15 protein-coding genes are annotated in these 15,135 nt (G+C 70.6%); 4 read left to right on the top strand and 11 right to left on the bottom strand.

Going from position 1 to position 15,135, the window contains the following annotated elements; all coding sequences use genetic code 11:
• Nucleotides 1-51 precede the first annotated feature (51 nt).
• A complete protein-coding gene (locus tag IE255_RS03830; protein ID WP_190048650.1) occupies nt 52-1,455 on the top strand; it encodes a hypothetical protein in 1,404 nt (467 codons plus the stop codon).
• A gap of 52 nt (nt 1,456-1,507) precedes the next feature.
• A complete protein-coding gene (locus IE255_RS03825) occupies nt 1,508-1,732 on the top strand; it encodes an FmdB family zinc ribbon protein (protein ID WP_190048649.1) in 225 nt (74 codons plus the stop codon).
• A 61-nt stretch (nt 1,733-1,793) separates the two neighbouring features.
• Here IE255_RS03825 and IE255_RS03820 read toward each other — a convergent pair whose 3' ends face one another.
• Nucleotides 1,794-2,438 (bottom strand): response regulator transcription factor, encoded by a 645-nt coding sequence (locus IE255_RS03820; RefSeq protein ID WP_190048648.1) that lies wholly within the window; start codon nt 2,436-2,438, stop codon nt 1,794-1,796.
• Nucleotides 2,429-3,568 carry a sensor histidine kinase gene (locus IE255_RS03815; protein ID WP_229906273.1) on the bottom strand — a complete coding sequence of 380 codons (1,140 nt, stop codon included), beginning with the start codon at nt 3,566-3,568 and terminating at the stop codon, nt 2,429-2,431. The genes IE255_RS03820 and IE255_RS03815 overlap by 10 nt, the downstream gene beginning before the upstream one ends.
• A gap of 132 nt (nt 3,569-3,700) precedes the next feature.
• Here IE255_RS03815 and IE255_RS03810 point away from each other — a divergent pair, with 132 nt between their 5' ends.
• Nucleotides 3,701-4,510 carry a DedA family protein gene (locus tag IE255_RS03810; protein ID WP_190048647.1) on the top strand — a complete coding sequence of 270 codons (810 nt, stop codon included), beginning with the start codon at nt 3,701-3,703 and terminating at the stop codon, nt 4,508-4,510.
• On the opposite strand, the gene IE255_RS03805 is transcribed toward IE255_RS03810, so the two are convergent.
• Genes IE255_RS03805 through IE255_RS03795 form a run of 3 tightly spaced genes read right to left on the bottom strand, consistent with a single transcriptional unit; the run spans nt 4,431 to nt 8,964 of the window.
• On the bottom strand, nt 4,431-5,240 hold the full coding sequence (locus tag IE255_RS03805; protein WP_190048646.1) for an HAD family hydrolase: 810 nt from the start codon (nt 5,238-5,240) through the stop codon (nt 4,431-4,433). The genes IE255_RS03810 and IE255_RS03805 overlap by 80 nt on opposite strands.
• Nucleotides 5,240-7,777 carry a phosphoribosyltransferase gene (locus tag IE255_RS03800; protein ID WP_229906272.1) on the bottom strand — a complete coding sequence of 846 codons (2,538 nt, stop codon included), beginning with the start codon at nt 7,775-7,777 and terminating at the stop codon, nt 5,240-5,242. Before IE255_RS03800 ends, IE255_RS03805 begins: the two co-directional genes overlap by 1 nt.
• Before the next feature lie 20 nt (nt 7,778-7,797).
• Nucleotides 7,798-8,964, bottom strand: coding sequence for an HpcH/HpaI aldolase/citrate lyase family protein (locus IE255_RS03795; protein WP_190048645.1), 1,167 nt, complete (start codon nt 8,962-8,964; stop codon nt 7,798-7,800).
• A 230-nt stretch (nt 8,965-9,194) separates the two neighbouring features.
• Here IE255_RS03795 and IE255_RS03790 point away from each other — a divergent pair, with 230 nt between their 5' ends.
• Nucleotides 9,195-10,145 carry a TerD family protein gene (locus tag IE255_RS03790; protein WP_190048644.1) on the top strand — a complete coding sequence of 317 codons (951 nt, stop codon included), beginning with the start codon at nt 9,195-9,197 and terminating at the stop codon, nt 10,143-10,145.
• Between the two features lie 52 nt (nt 10,146-10,197).
• Here the strand turns inward: IE255_RS03790 and IE255_RS03785 are convergent, their stop codons facing one another.
• From IE255_RS03785 to IE255_RS03760, 6 genes are all read right to left on the bottom strand, one after another.
• Nucleotides 10,198-10,926, bottom strand: coding sequence for a TerD family protein (locus IE255_RS03785; RefSeq protein ID WP_190048643.1), 729 nt, complete (start codon nt 10,924-10,926; stop codon nt 10,198-10,200).
• A gap of 129 nt (nt 10,927-11,055) precedes the next feature.
• On the bottom strand, nt 11,056-12,201 hold the full coding sequence (locus IE255_RS03780; protein WP_190048642.1) for a DUF475 domain-containing protein: 1,146 nt from the start codon (nt 12,199-12,201) through the stop codon (nt 11,056-11,058).
• A 126-nt stretch (nt 12,202-12,327) separates the two neighbouring features.
• Entirely contained in the window at nt 12,328-12,903 is a 576-nt protein-coding gene (locus IE255_RS03775) for a TerD family protein (protein WP_190048641.1), read from the bottom strand.
• A 120-nt stretch (nt 12,904-13,023) separates the two neighbouring features.
• Nucleotides 13,024-13,599, bottom strand: a complete 576-nt coding sequence (locus tag IE255_RS03770) for a calcium homeostasis/redox stress adaptation protein (protein ID WP_190048640.1) — start codon at nt 13,597-13,599, stop codon at nt 13,024-13,026.
• Nucleotides 13,600-13,746: 147 nt separating this feature from the next.
• A complete protein-coding gene (locus tag IE255_RS03765) occupies nt 13,747-14,205 on the bottom strand; it encodes a peroxiredoxin (protein WP_190048639.1) in 459 nt (152 codons plus the stop codon).
• 102 nt (nt 14,206-14,307) lie between these two features.
• Nucleotides 14,308-14,745 carry a DUF3052 domain-containing protein gene (locus IE255_RS03760; protein ID WP_190048638.1) on the bottom strand — a complete coding sequence of 146 codons (438 nt, stop codon included), beginning with the start codon at nt 14,743-14,745 and terminating at the stop codon, nt 14,308-14,310.
• Nucleotides 14,746-15,135: the final 390 nt, after the last annotated feature.

The raw sequence follows: 15,135 nt of genomic DNA, 5'->3' as shown, positions 1-15,135 counted from the left end.
CCGGTGGGAGAATGACACCGGGCAGGGTGGACCACAGCACGGGAGAGGGATGTGACGGCGACACCAGCGCAGCCGTACTCGCCGTCGGTGCCGCGCGCACATCGCCCGCGCCGCCGCCTCACCCACACCCCCGGCCCGCTCCGGGACACGCTCGCCCTGACGGTGCTGCCCCTGCTGGCCGCGCTGGCCCTGCCCGCCGCCTTCGCGGGCGGGGGCACCAGGCGCTGGTTCGGCGGCCGGGCCGAGAGCCAGCGGGCCGAGGCACAGGCCGCGAAGGACGCCGCCGCGGCCGCCTTCTACGAGCTCGACACCGCCCAGCGCGACCTGCGCATCTCGATCGAGACGATCACCGCCGTCGACGACTCGCCCGCCGCCCGGCGCGCCGTCACCGACTTCGACGCCCTCGGCCGACGCATCGACGAGGCCAGCAGCCGGTACATCAACGCCGTCGACGCCCACGACCTCGACCGCGACGACCTGGAGGCCTCGGCCGCCTCCCGCGCCCGCACCGAGCTGACCGCCGCCAAGGAGGAACTCGGCCAGGTCAAGCTGGAGCTGGACCGGTTCACGGACGGCCTCGGCCCGCTGCTCGGCAAGGCCGAGACCCAGCTGGCCCGCCTCGCCCCCGCGGTCGAACGCGCCCGCCAGGGCCTGCTGGCCGCCTCCAACGCCCTCGACACCGTGCGCGCCTCGGGCCTCAAGGCCGACGATCTCGCCGCCCGGCTCGCCGCCCTCTCCCCGGAGCTCACCAAGCTGAACCAGGGCGCCGGACAACACGGCGTGCCCCGGACCCTGGAGCGGGCCGAGAAGGTCACACGCGAGGCCGAGGCGGTCCGCGTGGAGGCCGAGCGGCTGCCGGAGAGGGCCGCCGAGATCGACCACCGGCTCGTCTCCCTGCGCACCCGCGCCCAGGCCCTCACCACCCGCTCCGAGCAGGTCCAGCCGATTCTGAGCGAACTGCGCCGCCGCTTCACCGTGGCCTGCTGGCAGGACCTCCAGAGGGTCCCCGACGTCGCCGACGAGAACGTCCGCCGGGCCGAGGCGAAGCTGGCCGAGGCCCAGGCCGCCCGCGACGACCAGCGCTGGGCCGACGCCACGGCCCTGCTGTCGACCGTGCGGGCCCTGTTGAACACCACCGACGAGGCCGTCTCGGCCGCCGGCGAGCGTCTGCACCGCCTGAACGCCGTGCAGAAGGATCCCCAGCAGGAGATCGACCGCACCCGCTTCGCCATCCGCGACGCCCAGCGCCTCGCCATGGCCGGCCGCAACACCCCCGACCCGCGCCACGCCCGCCCCCTGGACGACGCGGTGTCCCGCCTGGACCGCGCCATCGCCACCCTGGAGGGCCGCCACCCCGACTACTGGCACTTCCTCACGGAGACCGAAGCGGTGCGCCGGGCGGTGGCCCGCGTGGTCTCTCTGATCCGCGAGGAACGGGGAGCCGCCGGCCACTGACCCGGCTCCCAGGCCCCTACGACAGCCGCGGCACGCCGGTTAACCTGTGCTCATGCCTCGCTACGAGTACCGCTGCCGGACCTGCGGCGACACCTTCGAACTGAGCCGTCCCATGGCGGAGTCCTCCGCCCCCGCGGCCTGCCCCTCGGGTCACGACGACACGGTGAAGCTCCTTTCCACGGTCGCGGTGGGCGGCTCGGCCTCCGCCCCGGCCCCGGCACCCCGCGCGGGCGGAGGCGGTGGCGGCGGCTGCTGCGGTGGCGGCTGCTGCGGCTGACCCCGGCGCCGCACGGGACCGGTCTCTTTCCCGGGAAACTCTCAGGAACGCTTCCCTGGGCTCAGCTGCCCAAATAGCGCAGCACTGCCAGCACCCGGCGCGAGTAGCCCTCACTCCCTCCCAGCTCAAGCTTGTCGAAGATCGCGTTGATGTGCTTCTCGACCCCGCTCTGGGAGATGTGCAGCCGCTGCGCGATCGCCGCGTTGGTGTGCCCCTGCGCCATCTCGGCCAGCACGTCCCGCTCCCGTGCGCTCAGCCGGCCGAGCAGGTCGGTATGGGTCGTGCGGCCGAGCAACTGCCGCACGACCTCCGGGTCGAACGCGGCCCGCCCACGCGCCACTCGCTCCAACGCGTCGAGGAACTCGTCGACCTGGACCACACGGTCCTTGAGCAGATATCCGACTCCTTCCGACTCACCGGTCAGCAACTCCGTCGCGTACCGCTTCTCCACGTACTGCGACAGCACCAGCACCCCGATCCCCGGCCAGCGCTCGCGGATCTCCAGGGCCGCCCGCAGGCCCTCGTCGCTGTGCGTGGGCGGCATCCGTACGTCGGCGACGACCACGTCCGGCGGGTCCTCGGCGACGGCCTTCAGCAGCAGTTCGGCATTGCCCACGGCGGCGAGCACCTCGTGCCCCTCCTCCGCCAGCAGCCGGACCAGCCCCTCTCTCAGCAGGGTGGAGTCCTCGGCCAGGATCACGCGCACGGCAGCTCCGCGGTCACCCTGGTGGGGCCGCCGACCGGACTGACCACCTTGAGGCAGCCGTCCAGGGCATTCACCCGCCGGGCCAGCCCGAACAGCCCGCTCCCCGAGGCGTTCGCGCCGCCGCGGCCGTCGTCCTCGACGCACACGTACACCATGCCCTCCTCCGCTCCCACACCGACGAGTATGCGGCTCGCCCCGGCGTGCTTGACCGCGTTCGTGACGGCCTCGCAGACCACGAAGTACGCGACGGTCGCGACGGCTCTCTCCGGCTCCTCGGCGAGGTCGTACCGCACCCGCACCGGCACGGACGCCCGCTCGGCGACCGTCTCCAGCGCGGCCCGCAGCCCCGCCTCGTCCAGCGTGGTCGGGTAGATCCGCCAGGCCACCTCGCGCAGGTCGTCCAGGGCCCGCCGGCTCTCCTCGTGGGCCTGGCGCAGCAACCGGTCGGCACGGTCCGGGTCCTCGCTGCGCCGGGCCCGGCCGAGCAACATGCCCAGGGCGACAAGGCGTTGCTGGACCCCGTCGTGCAGGTCCCGCTCGATGCGCCGCCGCTCGTCGTGCACCGCGTCGACCACCGCGGCCCGGCTTGCCGACAGCTCGGCGATGCGCCGCTCCAGGTCCTCCTCGTGGCGGGGCACGAGGAGGCGGCGCGCCAGCTTCCCTTCCAGCTTGGCCACTCCGTAGACACCCTGCGCCGCCAGGAACAGCAGGAACATCCCGGCGAGGCTGCTGGCGACGATCGAACCGGGATGGCGGACGTCGGTCAGCAACCAGGCGTACATCCACAGCGTGCTGTAGGCGAAGCCGACGGCCACCGCCAGTATCACGACCGCACCGAGGAGGCCGAGGGGCGAACGGCAGGCCACGTACCGTAACGCCCGCGCGTCCTCATGAACGGGCGGGAGGCGCACGCTCAGCCAGATCCTCAGCCGGGCCCGCTCCCACTCCGCGAGTCTTCGCGCGCCCGCGTAGAGAGGACGGAGTATGGCGCGACGGCCGTTCGGCCAAGCCACCACGGGCAGCAGGGCCAGGCCGGCCAGCAGGGTGAAGGCCAGCTCGACGACGGCCGCGGCGGATCCCAGGATGAGACCGACCGCGCACCGCATTCCACGTCGCGCCATGTTTCGCATGATCCCGACGCTAGCCGGGCGCGGGGGCGCCGCACACTGCGGAAAACCGCAATTCGGGACTGCGGTGAACCGCACGGCATCGTGCGGATTTCCTCAGGGATCCTTCAGCTCCGATTTTCTAGCGTGGTCGGCATGACAGCCATCGCAGCGCACACGATCACAGCGGACGCGGTCGCGGCAGGTCCGGCCGCGGACGCCGGGCCGCAGTGGGTCAACGACCTCATGGACGCGCTGGGCGCGCCGGGTGCCGGTCTCGCCATCGCCCTGGAGAACCTGTTCCCGCCCCTGCCCAGCGAGGTGATCCTGCCGCTCGCCGGGTTCGCCGCGAGCAGCGGGCGGATGAGCCTGCTCGCCGTCCTGCTGTGGACGACGGCCGGCTCGGTGATAGGCGCCCTCGCGCTGTACGGAATCGGTGCGCTGCTCGGCCGTGACCGGACGGTGGCGATAGCGGCCCGGCTGCCGCTGGTGAAGGTCTCGGACATCGAGCGGACGGAGGCGTGGTTCCTGCGGCACGGCACGAAGGCGGTGTTCTTCGGCCGGATGATCCCGATCTTCCGCAGTCTGATCTCCGTGCCGGCGGGTGTCGAGCGCATGCGCCTGCCGGTGTTCCTGGGGCTGACCACGCTCGGCAGTGCGATATGGAACACGGTGTTCGTGCTCGCGGGCTACACCTTGGGCGCCAACTGGCACCAGGTCACGGACATCGTCTCCGCCTACTCGAAGGTGGTCCTCGCCGTGGCCGCCGTGGCGGTGGCGGCGTTCCTCGGGATACGGCTGCTACGACGCCCCAAGGGGGCGCGGGGAACGGCGCGACAAGCCACGACGAAGCCGCACCCGCACGACGACCAGCCCACCCGAGTTCTCAGGCGCCCCGCACTGCCCCCAGAAACTCCCGCAGGATCCGCTCCCCCGCGAGAACGCCCCGCTCGGGAAGCACTCTGATCGAGGGAGCCGTGAAGCCGGCGTCGGCCAGCTCCCCGTGGCCCGGGCGCCAGCCCTGGTCCGCCGCGAGGAGCAGGTCGGTATCGAGCAGGGAGTCACCCGCGGCGAGGGTGAGATCGGCGCCGGTCCGTCGGGCCACCTCGCGCATCGCCGCGCTCTTGGTGAGGGGCTTGGGGACGGCGTAGATCTTGCGGCCCTGGAGGGACACGGTCCAGCCGCGGTTCTCCGCCCACACCGCGAGTTCCTTCACCCAGTCCTCGTTCAGCAGTTCACGCTCGACGACGAGGTAGGCGAAGAGGTCGTCGGCGACGCGGTGCTTGCGCACCCAGACCGGGTCCGCGGCCCTCAGCAGGTGTTCCTGCACCTCGGCCAGGGGCGCGCACTGGTCGGCCAGCCGTGCGGTCACCTGCGCGTGCCAGTCGGGGTCCGAGACGCCGTCCACCATGAGGTGGCCGCCGTTCGCGCAGATCGCGTAGGCGGGTTCGGGGCCCGGCAGGTTGATGCGCTGGTACTGCTTGCGCGTCCGGGTCGTCGTCGGCACGAACACGGCCGCGTCGCCCAGGTCGGTGAGGAGCTGGGCCGCCGTCTCCGTCATGTACGACAGCGGCTTGCTCTCGTGCACTTCCACGCACAGCAGCCGGGGCGCCCGGGCGTCCGGCATGGTCAGCGCCAGAGCCGCGGAGGAGTAGATCAGTGTGCGATCGAGATCGCTCGCGACGAGTACGGGCATCAGACCGTCACCGCCTTGCCGTCGGCGCCGGTCGCGCCCCGGGTGTACTTGGGGTGGATCAGGCCGACGCAGGTGTAGGGCAGGTCGGCGACCTCCTCGACGGGCACTCCGCGTTGCTCGGCCAGCAGGCGGACGTGGTCGAGGTCGCTGCCCGCCCCGGCGCGTGCCAGGACCTTCCAGGGCACGCGGCGGAGCATGACCCGGGTGGTCTCGCCGACGCCGGGCTTGACGAGGTTCACGTCGTGGATGCCGTACTCCTCACTGATGCGCTCGACGGCGGCCCAGCCCTCCCAGGTGGGCGAGCGGTCGGCGGCGAGCAGGTCCTTGGCCTGGGCGCAGGCGGCGTCCGTGACCTCGGGGAAGCGGGCGGACACGGCGTCGAGGAAGGTCACCGAGACGTCGGTGCCGGCGAGTTCGCGGTAGAACTTGGCGCCGTGGAAGTCGTGCGGGCCGACCAGGTCCGCGCGCAGCACGGTCCGCGAGATCAGGCCGGACACGGTGGAGTTGAGGCAGGCGGAGGGGACGAGGAAGTCCTCGCGGGTGCCGTAGGTCCGTACGCAGGAGCCCGGGTCGGCGAGGACCGCGATCTCGGGGTTGAAGCCGGTGATGCCGTCGGACTTCTCGAACTCCTCCAGGGCCTGGGCGAGTTCGCGGGTGATGGCGCCCTTGCCGGTCCAGCCGTCGACGAAGACGACGTCGCGAGGGTCGTGGTGCTCGGCGAGCCAGCGCAGCGCGTTGGCGTCGATGCCGCGGCCGCGGACGATCGACACGGCGTAGTGGGGCAGGTCGAGGCCGTGCCGGTGCTGGGCCCAGCGGCGCATCAGGATGCCGATCGGGGTGCCGGCGCGGGCCAGGGAGACCAGGACGGGGCGGGGGGACCGTTCGGCGAGGACCGTCTCGGTGACGACGCCGACCGCCCGGGCGATGCGGGCCGCCGAGGTCTCCAGCGCCGCGTGGAACAGCTCCTGGTACTCCTCGGTGGGCTGGTACTCCACGGGCAGCGACTCGGCGTAGTGGGCGCCGCCGCTCTGAATGGCCTCCTCGCGCTCCTCCGTCGGCGCCTCCAGGGTCACGTCCGAGAGGTCCTGGAGCAGCCAGCCGACCTCCTCGGGCGCGTACGAGGAGAAGGCGGGGCCGCGGAGGGGCTCGGGCAGCATGGAGGGCCTTTCGGGGGCGTGCGGGGTCTCGGGGACGTACGACGGTACGACGGCGAGGAGGACCTGCGGCGTGTGCGCGGCGAGCCGGGCCAGCAGGCCGTCGGGCGCGTGCAGCCGGGGCGTGTCGGCGGCCGAGTCGACGACGGCGACGACGGCGTCGAAGCCGGCGCCGGCGACGTTGTAGGCGTACCGCTCGCCGGGGCCGTCGGCGGGGTCGTCGTGGGCGGGGAAGACCAGGCGGGTGCGTATCGCGTAGCCGGGGTCGTCGACGGCGAGGACGGGCGAGCGGGTGGTGGTCGAGTAGCGGACCTCGGCGTCCGTCGTCCGCTCCAGTGCCTCGGCGAGCCGCAGCGGGGCGTACATGAGCTCCTCGAAGCCGAGGACGAGCACGCGCCGGGCGCCGGCGGGCAGTGCCTCGGCGATCCGGGCCGCCATGCCGGGCAGGGCGGCCTCCAGGCGCTCCCGATGCGCGGGAGTGAACCCGTGCCGGCCGCCGTCCGGCAGGTCGGAGGGCCAGTGCAGGTCTATGCGGGTGGCGTGGGGGTCGGTGCCGCTGTCGTCCGGGTGCGCGACCAGCCCCCACCGGCCCGCACCCGCCGACGAACCCTCCGACTCGTACCGCGCCACCAGCTCCTGCCCCTTCTCCAGCACCCCCTCGGGCAGCCGCACGGTCCCCGAGGCCGCCGTGACCAGGTCCACGCGGGCGCCGATCTCGCGGGCGAACTCCTCCAGCCGGCCGGCGTCCGCCGCCGACCGCATGTCCACCAGCGCCACCACGACGTACCGGCGCCGCGGATACCGCTGGTGAAGATCCCGGATGGTGTTGAGCACGGTGTTGCCCGTGGAGAACTCGTCGTCGACCAGGACCAGCGGCCCGTCGCCCGTGAGCAGCGCGGGATCCTCCGGCAGCAGCAGGTGCGAGGTCGCGTGCGAGTGGGACTCCTCGAAGCCGCCGGCCGGGGTGAGACCGGCGACCGGGCGGCGGGTGGAGTGCAGGCAGGGGGCGAGGCCCAGCCCGTCGGCGACGGAGTGGCCGAGGCCGGTAGCGGTCTCCGCGTAGCCGAGGACGACCGCCGCGCGTGCCTCTTCCTCGCCCAGCAGGTCACGGACGCGGCGGCCGAGCTCCACCCCGTAGCCGTACACGACGGACGGCGACTGCGGCACGTGCTTGCCCAGCACGTTCGACACCAGCAGATGGGCCCGCTTGGGGTTGCGGCGCAGCGCCAGCCCCAGCAGGTCGGTCAGCCGGTCGTCGCCGACGAGCTCGACGCCCAGCCGCTCGGCGACCCAGCTGCCGGACCAGACGCCGTCGGCCTCGTCGCGCACCTGGTGGTGCTCCCCCTCGTTCACTGCCTTCTCCGCCTTCTCCGCCTTCTCCATGGATCCCTTGCGTCGTGCCTTCAGCCCGGCAGTCCCGCCGCGAGCAGTTCCACGAAGCCGATGTCCTCGTTCGCCACGCCGAAAACCTCGGCACGCAGCAGGGTCCGCTCGGCCCAGGCCCGATGCGGCTTCACCTCGTTCATCTTGTTCGTGTAGGCCGACCTCAGCACACCCCCGCCGCCGCGCTCGGGGCGCAGGATGTCCTGGGCGTCCGAGAACTCCTCGTGGCTGACGACCGACAGGGCGTGCACCGGCAGCACGTGCGAGGGGTGGATGCAGGTCTTGCCCAGCAGGCCGTTGGCGTGGTCCAGGGAAATCTCCCTGAGCAGGCCGTCCATGGCGTGCTCAATCAGCTTCTCGCGCAGGTCCGCGGCCTGCACCTCCAGGAAGGGGCTCTGCCGCAGCTGCGGCTTGAACATGCGCTCCTGGACGCGGAAGTACTCCCACACCGGCCCGGTCACGGTGAAGCCGGTCCCGTCGGCGCGGCCCAGCATGTTCACCACGTCGGCGATCACGGAGGCGACGATCTGCACGTCGTACGCCGTCATGTCGGGGCCTCTGCGCAGTCCGTAGGAGGAGCAGAAGTCCGTCACGCCGAGGCGCAGGGCGAGGACGCGGTCGCGGTACTTGTCGATCGCGCGGAAGATGCCCTCCAGGGTCTCCACGCGCGACTCCCGGTAGAGCAGCTCCGGCGACTCCAGCACCGGCATGGCGAAAAGGCGGCGATCGCTTTCGGCCTCGGCGGTCGTCAGGGCCTCGAGGAAGGGGATGCCGCGCTCCTCGGTGAACTTGGGCAGTACGAATCCGGACAGCAGGCGGGCGGCGGGGCCGAGGCGTCGTACCAGGTCGGGGATCTGCTCGGGGACGCGGACCCGGATGAACAGCAGCGGCAGGTCCGCGTCCGGGAGGCCGGCGAGTGCGGTGAACTGGCGGACGAGGTTCTCCTCGCCCGGGCCGACGTCCGCGTCGTCGATCGAGTCCTCCAGGCACAGCACCATCGAGACCACGCCACGCCCGGCCTGCTTGAGGACGTCGTCGGCGAGGCGCGGCCGGGTGGCCGGGCTGTAGAGGGTGGCGCCCAGGGCGGCCGAGAGCAGCCGGGCCGGGGAGTCCGGTGTGAAGGTGCACGGCTCGCGGTAGAAGAGACGCTTCCGCACCTCAGGGGCGATGTGCCCGAAATGACGCATGGAACTCCCCCGTGGTGGTGGTGCGGCCTGCGAATCGTCGAAAGCTGGCCGGTAATAGTACGTAGAAGTCCATGTCAGAGGTTCCCTTCAGGCATGAATTTCAGGTAACGCGGGCAAGCACAGCCGAGCCCGGCCATGACGACGGTAGTCCCCGTCGGCCCTCGGCGCCGCTCCTGGCGCCGCGGCCCCCCGCGTTGTCGTGAGCAGGACCGAGAAGGCAGGATGACCGCATGACGCACGCGATGCTGAAGGGGTCGAACGTCCCGCTGGAAGCCACCACGGTGCGCGCCGTGCTGCGCTGGACACCCGGGCAGGGGGTTCCGGACGTCGACGCCTCCGCGCTGCTCCTCGGCCCCGACGGTCGTGTGCGCTCCGACGAGGACTTCGTCTTCTACAACCAGCCCCGGCACCCCTCCGGGAAGGTGTGGCGGCTCGGCAAGAAGCGGGTCGCCGAGGGCCTGACCGATACGATCCAGACAGATCTCACCGGTGTCGAGGCGGAGGTCAGCCGGATTCTGCTGGTCGCATCGGCGGACGGCGTCGCATTCGACCGCGTACGGGACCTGCGCATTCTGCTGTACGACGCGGCGGACACCGGCGCGGAGGCGCTGGCGTACTTCGACGTCAAGCCGGAGACGGGCGAGGAGACCGCGCTGATCTGCGGCGAGCTGTACCGGCGCGGAGAGGGCTGGAAGTTCCGGGCGCTGGGCGAGGGCTACAAGAACGGGCTGAAGGGGCTCGCGACCGACTACGGCATCTCGGTGGACGAGTCGGAGGCGGCGGCCGAGGAGCCGACGACGACCGTGCCCGCACCCCCGACCACGACCGCACCCCCGACCACGACCGCACCCGCCCAGCCGACGACCGCCGGCCCCGCTCAGCAGCCCCCCGCCACGGTCCAGCCCTCCCCCGAGCTGTCCCGGCCGCTGCCACCGGAGCAGCCGACCGCGGTGCCCGCGCAGCCCGGGTACGGGTATCCGCCCCAGCAGCCGGCGACGACCCAGCCGGCGTACGGCTATCCGCAGCCCACGAACCGGCCCGCGTACGGCTATCCCCCGGCACCGGCCACGGCGGGCGTCACGGGGGCGCAGACCGGCTACGGCTACCCGCCGCCGGTCACCGCGGCCCCCGACCCGGACTTCCGGCTGCCCCCGCAGGGGCCGCAGTTCATCGGCCGCTAGGCACGGGCCCACGAGGGCCCGTCCCGGCCAGGGCCTGTCGTTTCGAACAGCCCTAGACCTTCGTCTTGTAGCCCCGCCCCCACTGGAGCCCCCACCCGTACAGCCGGTCCAGCTCCGCCTGGAACCCGTAGACGAACTTCGCCTCGCGGCGCACGATGATCTCGTTCTTGACCTTCTCGATCATGACGACGGCGCAGGAGCGGGCCTGCGGCTGGCGTTCGTCGAGGTGGATCTCGATGCGCGGGCCGTTGCTCGGGTAGAGGGTGACGATGGCGTGGGCCCGGTCGAAGGCGGGTGTCTGGTCGTAGATGTAGACGAAGACCAGGAGCCGCTTGATGCTGTCGCGGTGGTCGAGGTTGATGTACATCGTCTCGCCGGACCCGGAGCCGAAGCGGTCGTCGCCGCTGAGCTTGACGTACGGCGGGGCGTTGACGTCGCCGAAGTAGCCGCCGAGGGGCTGGACGACGCCCTTGGTGCCGTCCTGGAGTTCGTACAGGCAGCCCAGGTCGAGGTCGACGTTGACCACGCTCTGGCTGTGGCCGATGACCTCCGGCGGCTTGAGTGCCCTGAAGGGGTGCCGCAGCAGGCTCTCGCGCTGCGGGCCGCCGATGTCGGACGTGCGCATCCGCCAGCTCAGGTTGACCCGCAGATGGCCGTTGGCCGCGTCCTGTTTGGTGAGTGATATCTGCGCGCGCCGCTTGGTCAGCTCGATCGCGTTGGTTGTCGCGTTGCCCGAGTCGAACTGCACATCGCCGCGCCGGAGTCCGTCGAACAGGCCCATTCCGCCCCCACGTTCACTTGGAGACCGCAGGTCATCGCCGTACCCACGGCCGTTGACGACCGACGGGGCGGCCGCCGAGGAGCACCTCGGTGGCCGCCCCGCTCAGAGCGTTCCTCTCCCGGACGGGTGTCACACCCCGGACGAGACCTCAGTCTTCTCGCCCGAGCCGGCTTTTCCCTCGGCCGCCGCGATGGCGCGGTTGCGGCGCACCGAGGACCAGAAGGAGGCACCGATCAGGACGACGCCGATCATGCCGGTGATGAACTCGTTGATCTCGTACTGGATGGTGACGAGCAGGACCAGGGCGAGCGCGCCGATGGCGTAGTGCGCGCCGTGCTCCAGGTAGACGTAGTCGTCGAGGGTGCCCTCGCGGACCAGGTAGACCGTGAGCGACCGGACGTACATGGCGCCGATGCCGAGGCCGAGGGCCATCAGGACGATGTCGTTGGTGATGGCGAAGGCGCCGATCACGCCGTCGAAGGAGAAGGACGCGTCCAGGACCTCCAGGTAGAGGAACATGAAGAACGCGGCCTTGCCGGCCAGCTGGATGGCCGACTTGGGCTTGCCCTCGCGGGCGGCCTTCTCCTCCGCCTCGTGCTCGCGCTCCTCCTCCTCTTCGAGCTTGTCCTCGAAGTAGCCGGAGAGACCGCCGACGATCATGTAGGTGATCAGGCCGGCGACGCCGGAGAGCAGGACGGTCTCCGCCTTGTCGGCGTGGGTGCCACCGTGCTGGTGGGCGTTGGCGCCGAAGGTCATCGCGGAGATCAGCAGGACGATCAGGGCGATGCAGACCGACAGCATGTCGACCTTGCCGAGCTTGGCCAGCGGACGCTCCAGCCAGCCGAGCCACTTGATGTCCCGGTCCTCGAAGACGAAGTCCAGGAAGATCATCAGCAGGAACATGCCACCGAAGGCGGCGATCGACGGATGGGCGTCGGTGACGTACTGCTGGTACTGGTCCTTGTCGGTGAGCGCGAGGTCGACGGCCTCGATCGGCCCGAGCTGGGCACTGATGGCGACGATCACGACGGGGAAGACCAGCCGCATACCGAAGACGGCGATCAGAATGCCGATCGTGAGGAAGATCTTCTGCCAGAAGGCATTCATCTTCTTCAGGATCCCGGCGTTGACCACCGCGTTGTCGAAGGACAGCGAGATCTCGAGGACGGACAGGATCGCTACGACACCGAACGCGGCCCACCCTCCGTAGAAGATCGCTGCGACCAGGCCGAGCGCGGTGACCGCGAACGACCACCCGAAGGTTTTCAGAACCACTGGCTACCCAATCGTGTGTGTACGGGGCTCCCCCGCGCCGTACCCGGCTTTACGAAACTTTTGAAGCCGAAGTCTAGTCGGGCCCCCTCCGCGCCCCACGAGGCCCTGCTTTTTGCTCATATCGCGTTATGAGACGTTGACCCCGAAATCCATGGCGATGCCGCGGAGACCCGACGCGTACCCCTGGCCGACCGCCCTGAACTTCCACTCGCCCTGGTAGCGGTAGACCTCGCCGAAGATCATCGCGGTCTCCGTGGAGGCGTCCTCGCTGAGGTCGTAGCGGGCGAGTTCCTGGCCGTCGGCCTGGTTCACCACGCGGATGAAGGCGTTGCTGACCTGGCCGAAGGTCTGGCCGCGCTCGTCGGCCAGGTGGATGGAGACGGGGAAGACGATCTTGTCGCACTGGGGCGGCACCTTGGAGAGGTCGATCAGGAGCGACTCGTCGTCGCCGTCGCCCTCGCCGGTGAGGTTGTCACCGGTGTGCTCGACCGAGCCGTCCGGGCTCTTGAGCTGGTTGTAGAAGACGAACCACTCGTCCCCGAGCACCCGCCCGCCGCTGCACATCAGCGCGCTGGCGTCGAGGTCGAACGGCGCTCCGGTGGTGGAGCGCGCGTCCCAGCCGAGCCCGACCATCACCTGCGTGAGGTTCGGTGCGGCCTTGGACAGGGAGACATTGCCCCCTTTGGCAAGCGTGACGCCCATGCTGATGTCCCTCCCCGGGTGTTCTTACTGAGGTGGTCCTGCGCGTCCGGCGCCGCACGTAAACCGTGCGGCGCCGGACAGGAAGAACCGGGGGCCTGGCGTCAGGGCCCTACGGGTGGCTCAGACGTTCACGCCGAAGTCCTGCGCGATGCCGCGCAGGCCCGAGGCGTAGCCCTGGCCGATGGCGCGGAACTTCCACTCCGCGCCGTGCCGGTAGAGCTCACCGAAGACCATGGCGGTCTCGGTGGAGGCGTCCTCGCTCAGGTCGTACCGGGCGATCTCGGCGCCGCCGGCCTGGTTCACGACGCGGATGAACGCGTTGCGCACCTGGCCGAACGACTGCTGGCGGGTCTCGGCGTCATAGATGGAGACCGGGAAGACGATCTTCTCGACGTCGGCCGGGACCGTGGCGAGGTTGACCTTGATCTGCTCGTCGTCGCCCTCGCCCTCACCGGTGAGGTTGTCACCGGTGTGCTCGACGGAGCCGTCCGGGCTCTTGAGGTTGTTGAAGAAGATGAAGTGCTGGTCGTTGCCGACCTTGCCGGAGTTGTTCAGCAGCAGCGCGCTGGCGTCCAGGTCGAAGTCGGTGCCGGTCGTGGTGCGGACGTCCCACCCCAGACCGACGATGACCGCGGTCAGGCCCGGCGCCTCCTTGGTCAGCGATACGTTGCCGCCCTTGCTGAGGCTGACTCCCACGAGTCCTCCATTGGTGTCCAGGGGCGGGATGCCCCGTTGTGCTCGGATGTCGGATCAACGAATCGATCCTAGTGACGGGTTCCCGCCCCTCGCAGGCCCTGAAGCCGACAATTCAGCGGGTGTCGAGCGCATGACGCCCGACCGGCGTCACAGGGAGTCGAGCGCCTTCACGTAGTCGTTCAGGTCGCGTGCGTCCGGCAGGCCGTTGACCACGGTCCACCGCACGACGCCCTCCTTGTCGATGACGAAGGTGCCGCGCACCGCGCAGCCCTTGTCCTCGTCGAAGACGCCGTAGGCCCGCGAGACGTTGCCGTGCGGCCAGAAGTCGGAGAGCAGCGGGTACTCCAGGCCCTCCTGCTCGGCGAAGACGCGCAGAGTGTGGATGGAGTCGTTGGAGACGGCGAGCAGCTGGGTGTCGCGGTCGGAGAACTGCGGCAGGTTGTCGCGCAGCTCGCACAGCTCGCCGGTGCACACGCCGGTGAAGGCGAAGGGGTAGAAGAGGAGGACGACGTTCTTGGAACCGCGGAATTCGGAGAGCCGCACGGCCCTGCCGTGGTTGTCCTTGAGCTCGAAGTCGGGGGCCTTCTCGCCGACCTGGATCGCCATCGTCGTGGGTGTCCCTTCGTGGGGCTTCTCGGGTGAGACCACCCTACGCAGGGGCCGGCACAGGCCGGTGGGCGGGCCGACGGTGCCGGCCCGCCCGTACGGCTATCGCTTGGACTTCGCCGCCTTCGGCGTCGCCAGCCGGCTGCCACTCCAGTCCTTGCCGACGCTGACGCTCTTGGACGCCGTCAGACCCGCCGTGGTGGCGGCTTCCGAGATGTCGCTCGGCTCCACATAGCCCGAACGGCCGGTCTTCGGCGTGAGGAGCAGGATGGCACCGCCCTCTTCGATGTACGTGGTGGCATCGACCAGCGCATCCGTCAGGTCGCCGTCGTCGTCACGGAACCACAGCACAACGGCGTCGGCCACGTCGTCGTAGTCCTCGTCCACCAGGTCGCCCTCGATGACGCCCTCGATGGCCTCGCGGAGCTCCTGATCCACGTCCTCGTCGTAGCCGATCTCCTGGACCACCTGCCCGGGCTGGAACCCCAGCCTGGCGGCAGGGTTCGTCCGCTCCTCCGCGTGGTCCGCGGTCGCGCTCACGGGTTGCCTCCTGATCATGTCTTGGGAATAACTCAGCCACGCGCGTGCGCGAAGCATTGGCCGTAGTCCACACGGGCGGGGCGGATCGCGCAAGTACCCGGCCGTTCAGACCGCCGAAACGGTGACGATCCTGGCGGTGTCACCGCAACTCCAGGCACACCATCATGGCCCTAGGTGACGTACACCACACCTTTCTGCCCTGTTTGGGCGTTTGGGAATCGTCTGTGGGTACGAGACTCGAAAGTATTCGCCCCATATGTCATGGAGCCGATCTCACGCTCGGGTTACCGATCGGTAGAGATGACGTTTCACGGCCCCTAGGTGGACCATGGGGAGCGGCGCAGCCCCCAGCGACGACGCCCAGCGACGACAGCGAAACAGCGGCCCTCG

The organism is Streptomyces lomondensis (assembly GCF_014651035.1).
GTDB lineage: Bacteria > Actinomycetota > Actinomycetes > Streptomycetales > Streptomycetaceae > Streptomyces > Streptomyces lomondensis.
The sequence above is the reverse complement of the archived record's forward strand: the minus strand, read 5'-3'. Positions and strand labels throughout refer to the sequence as shown.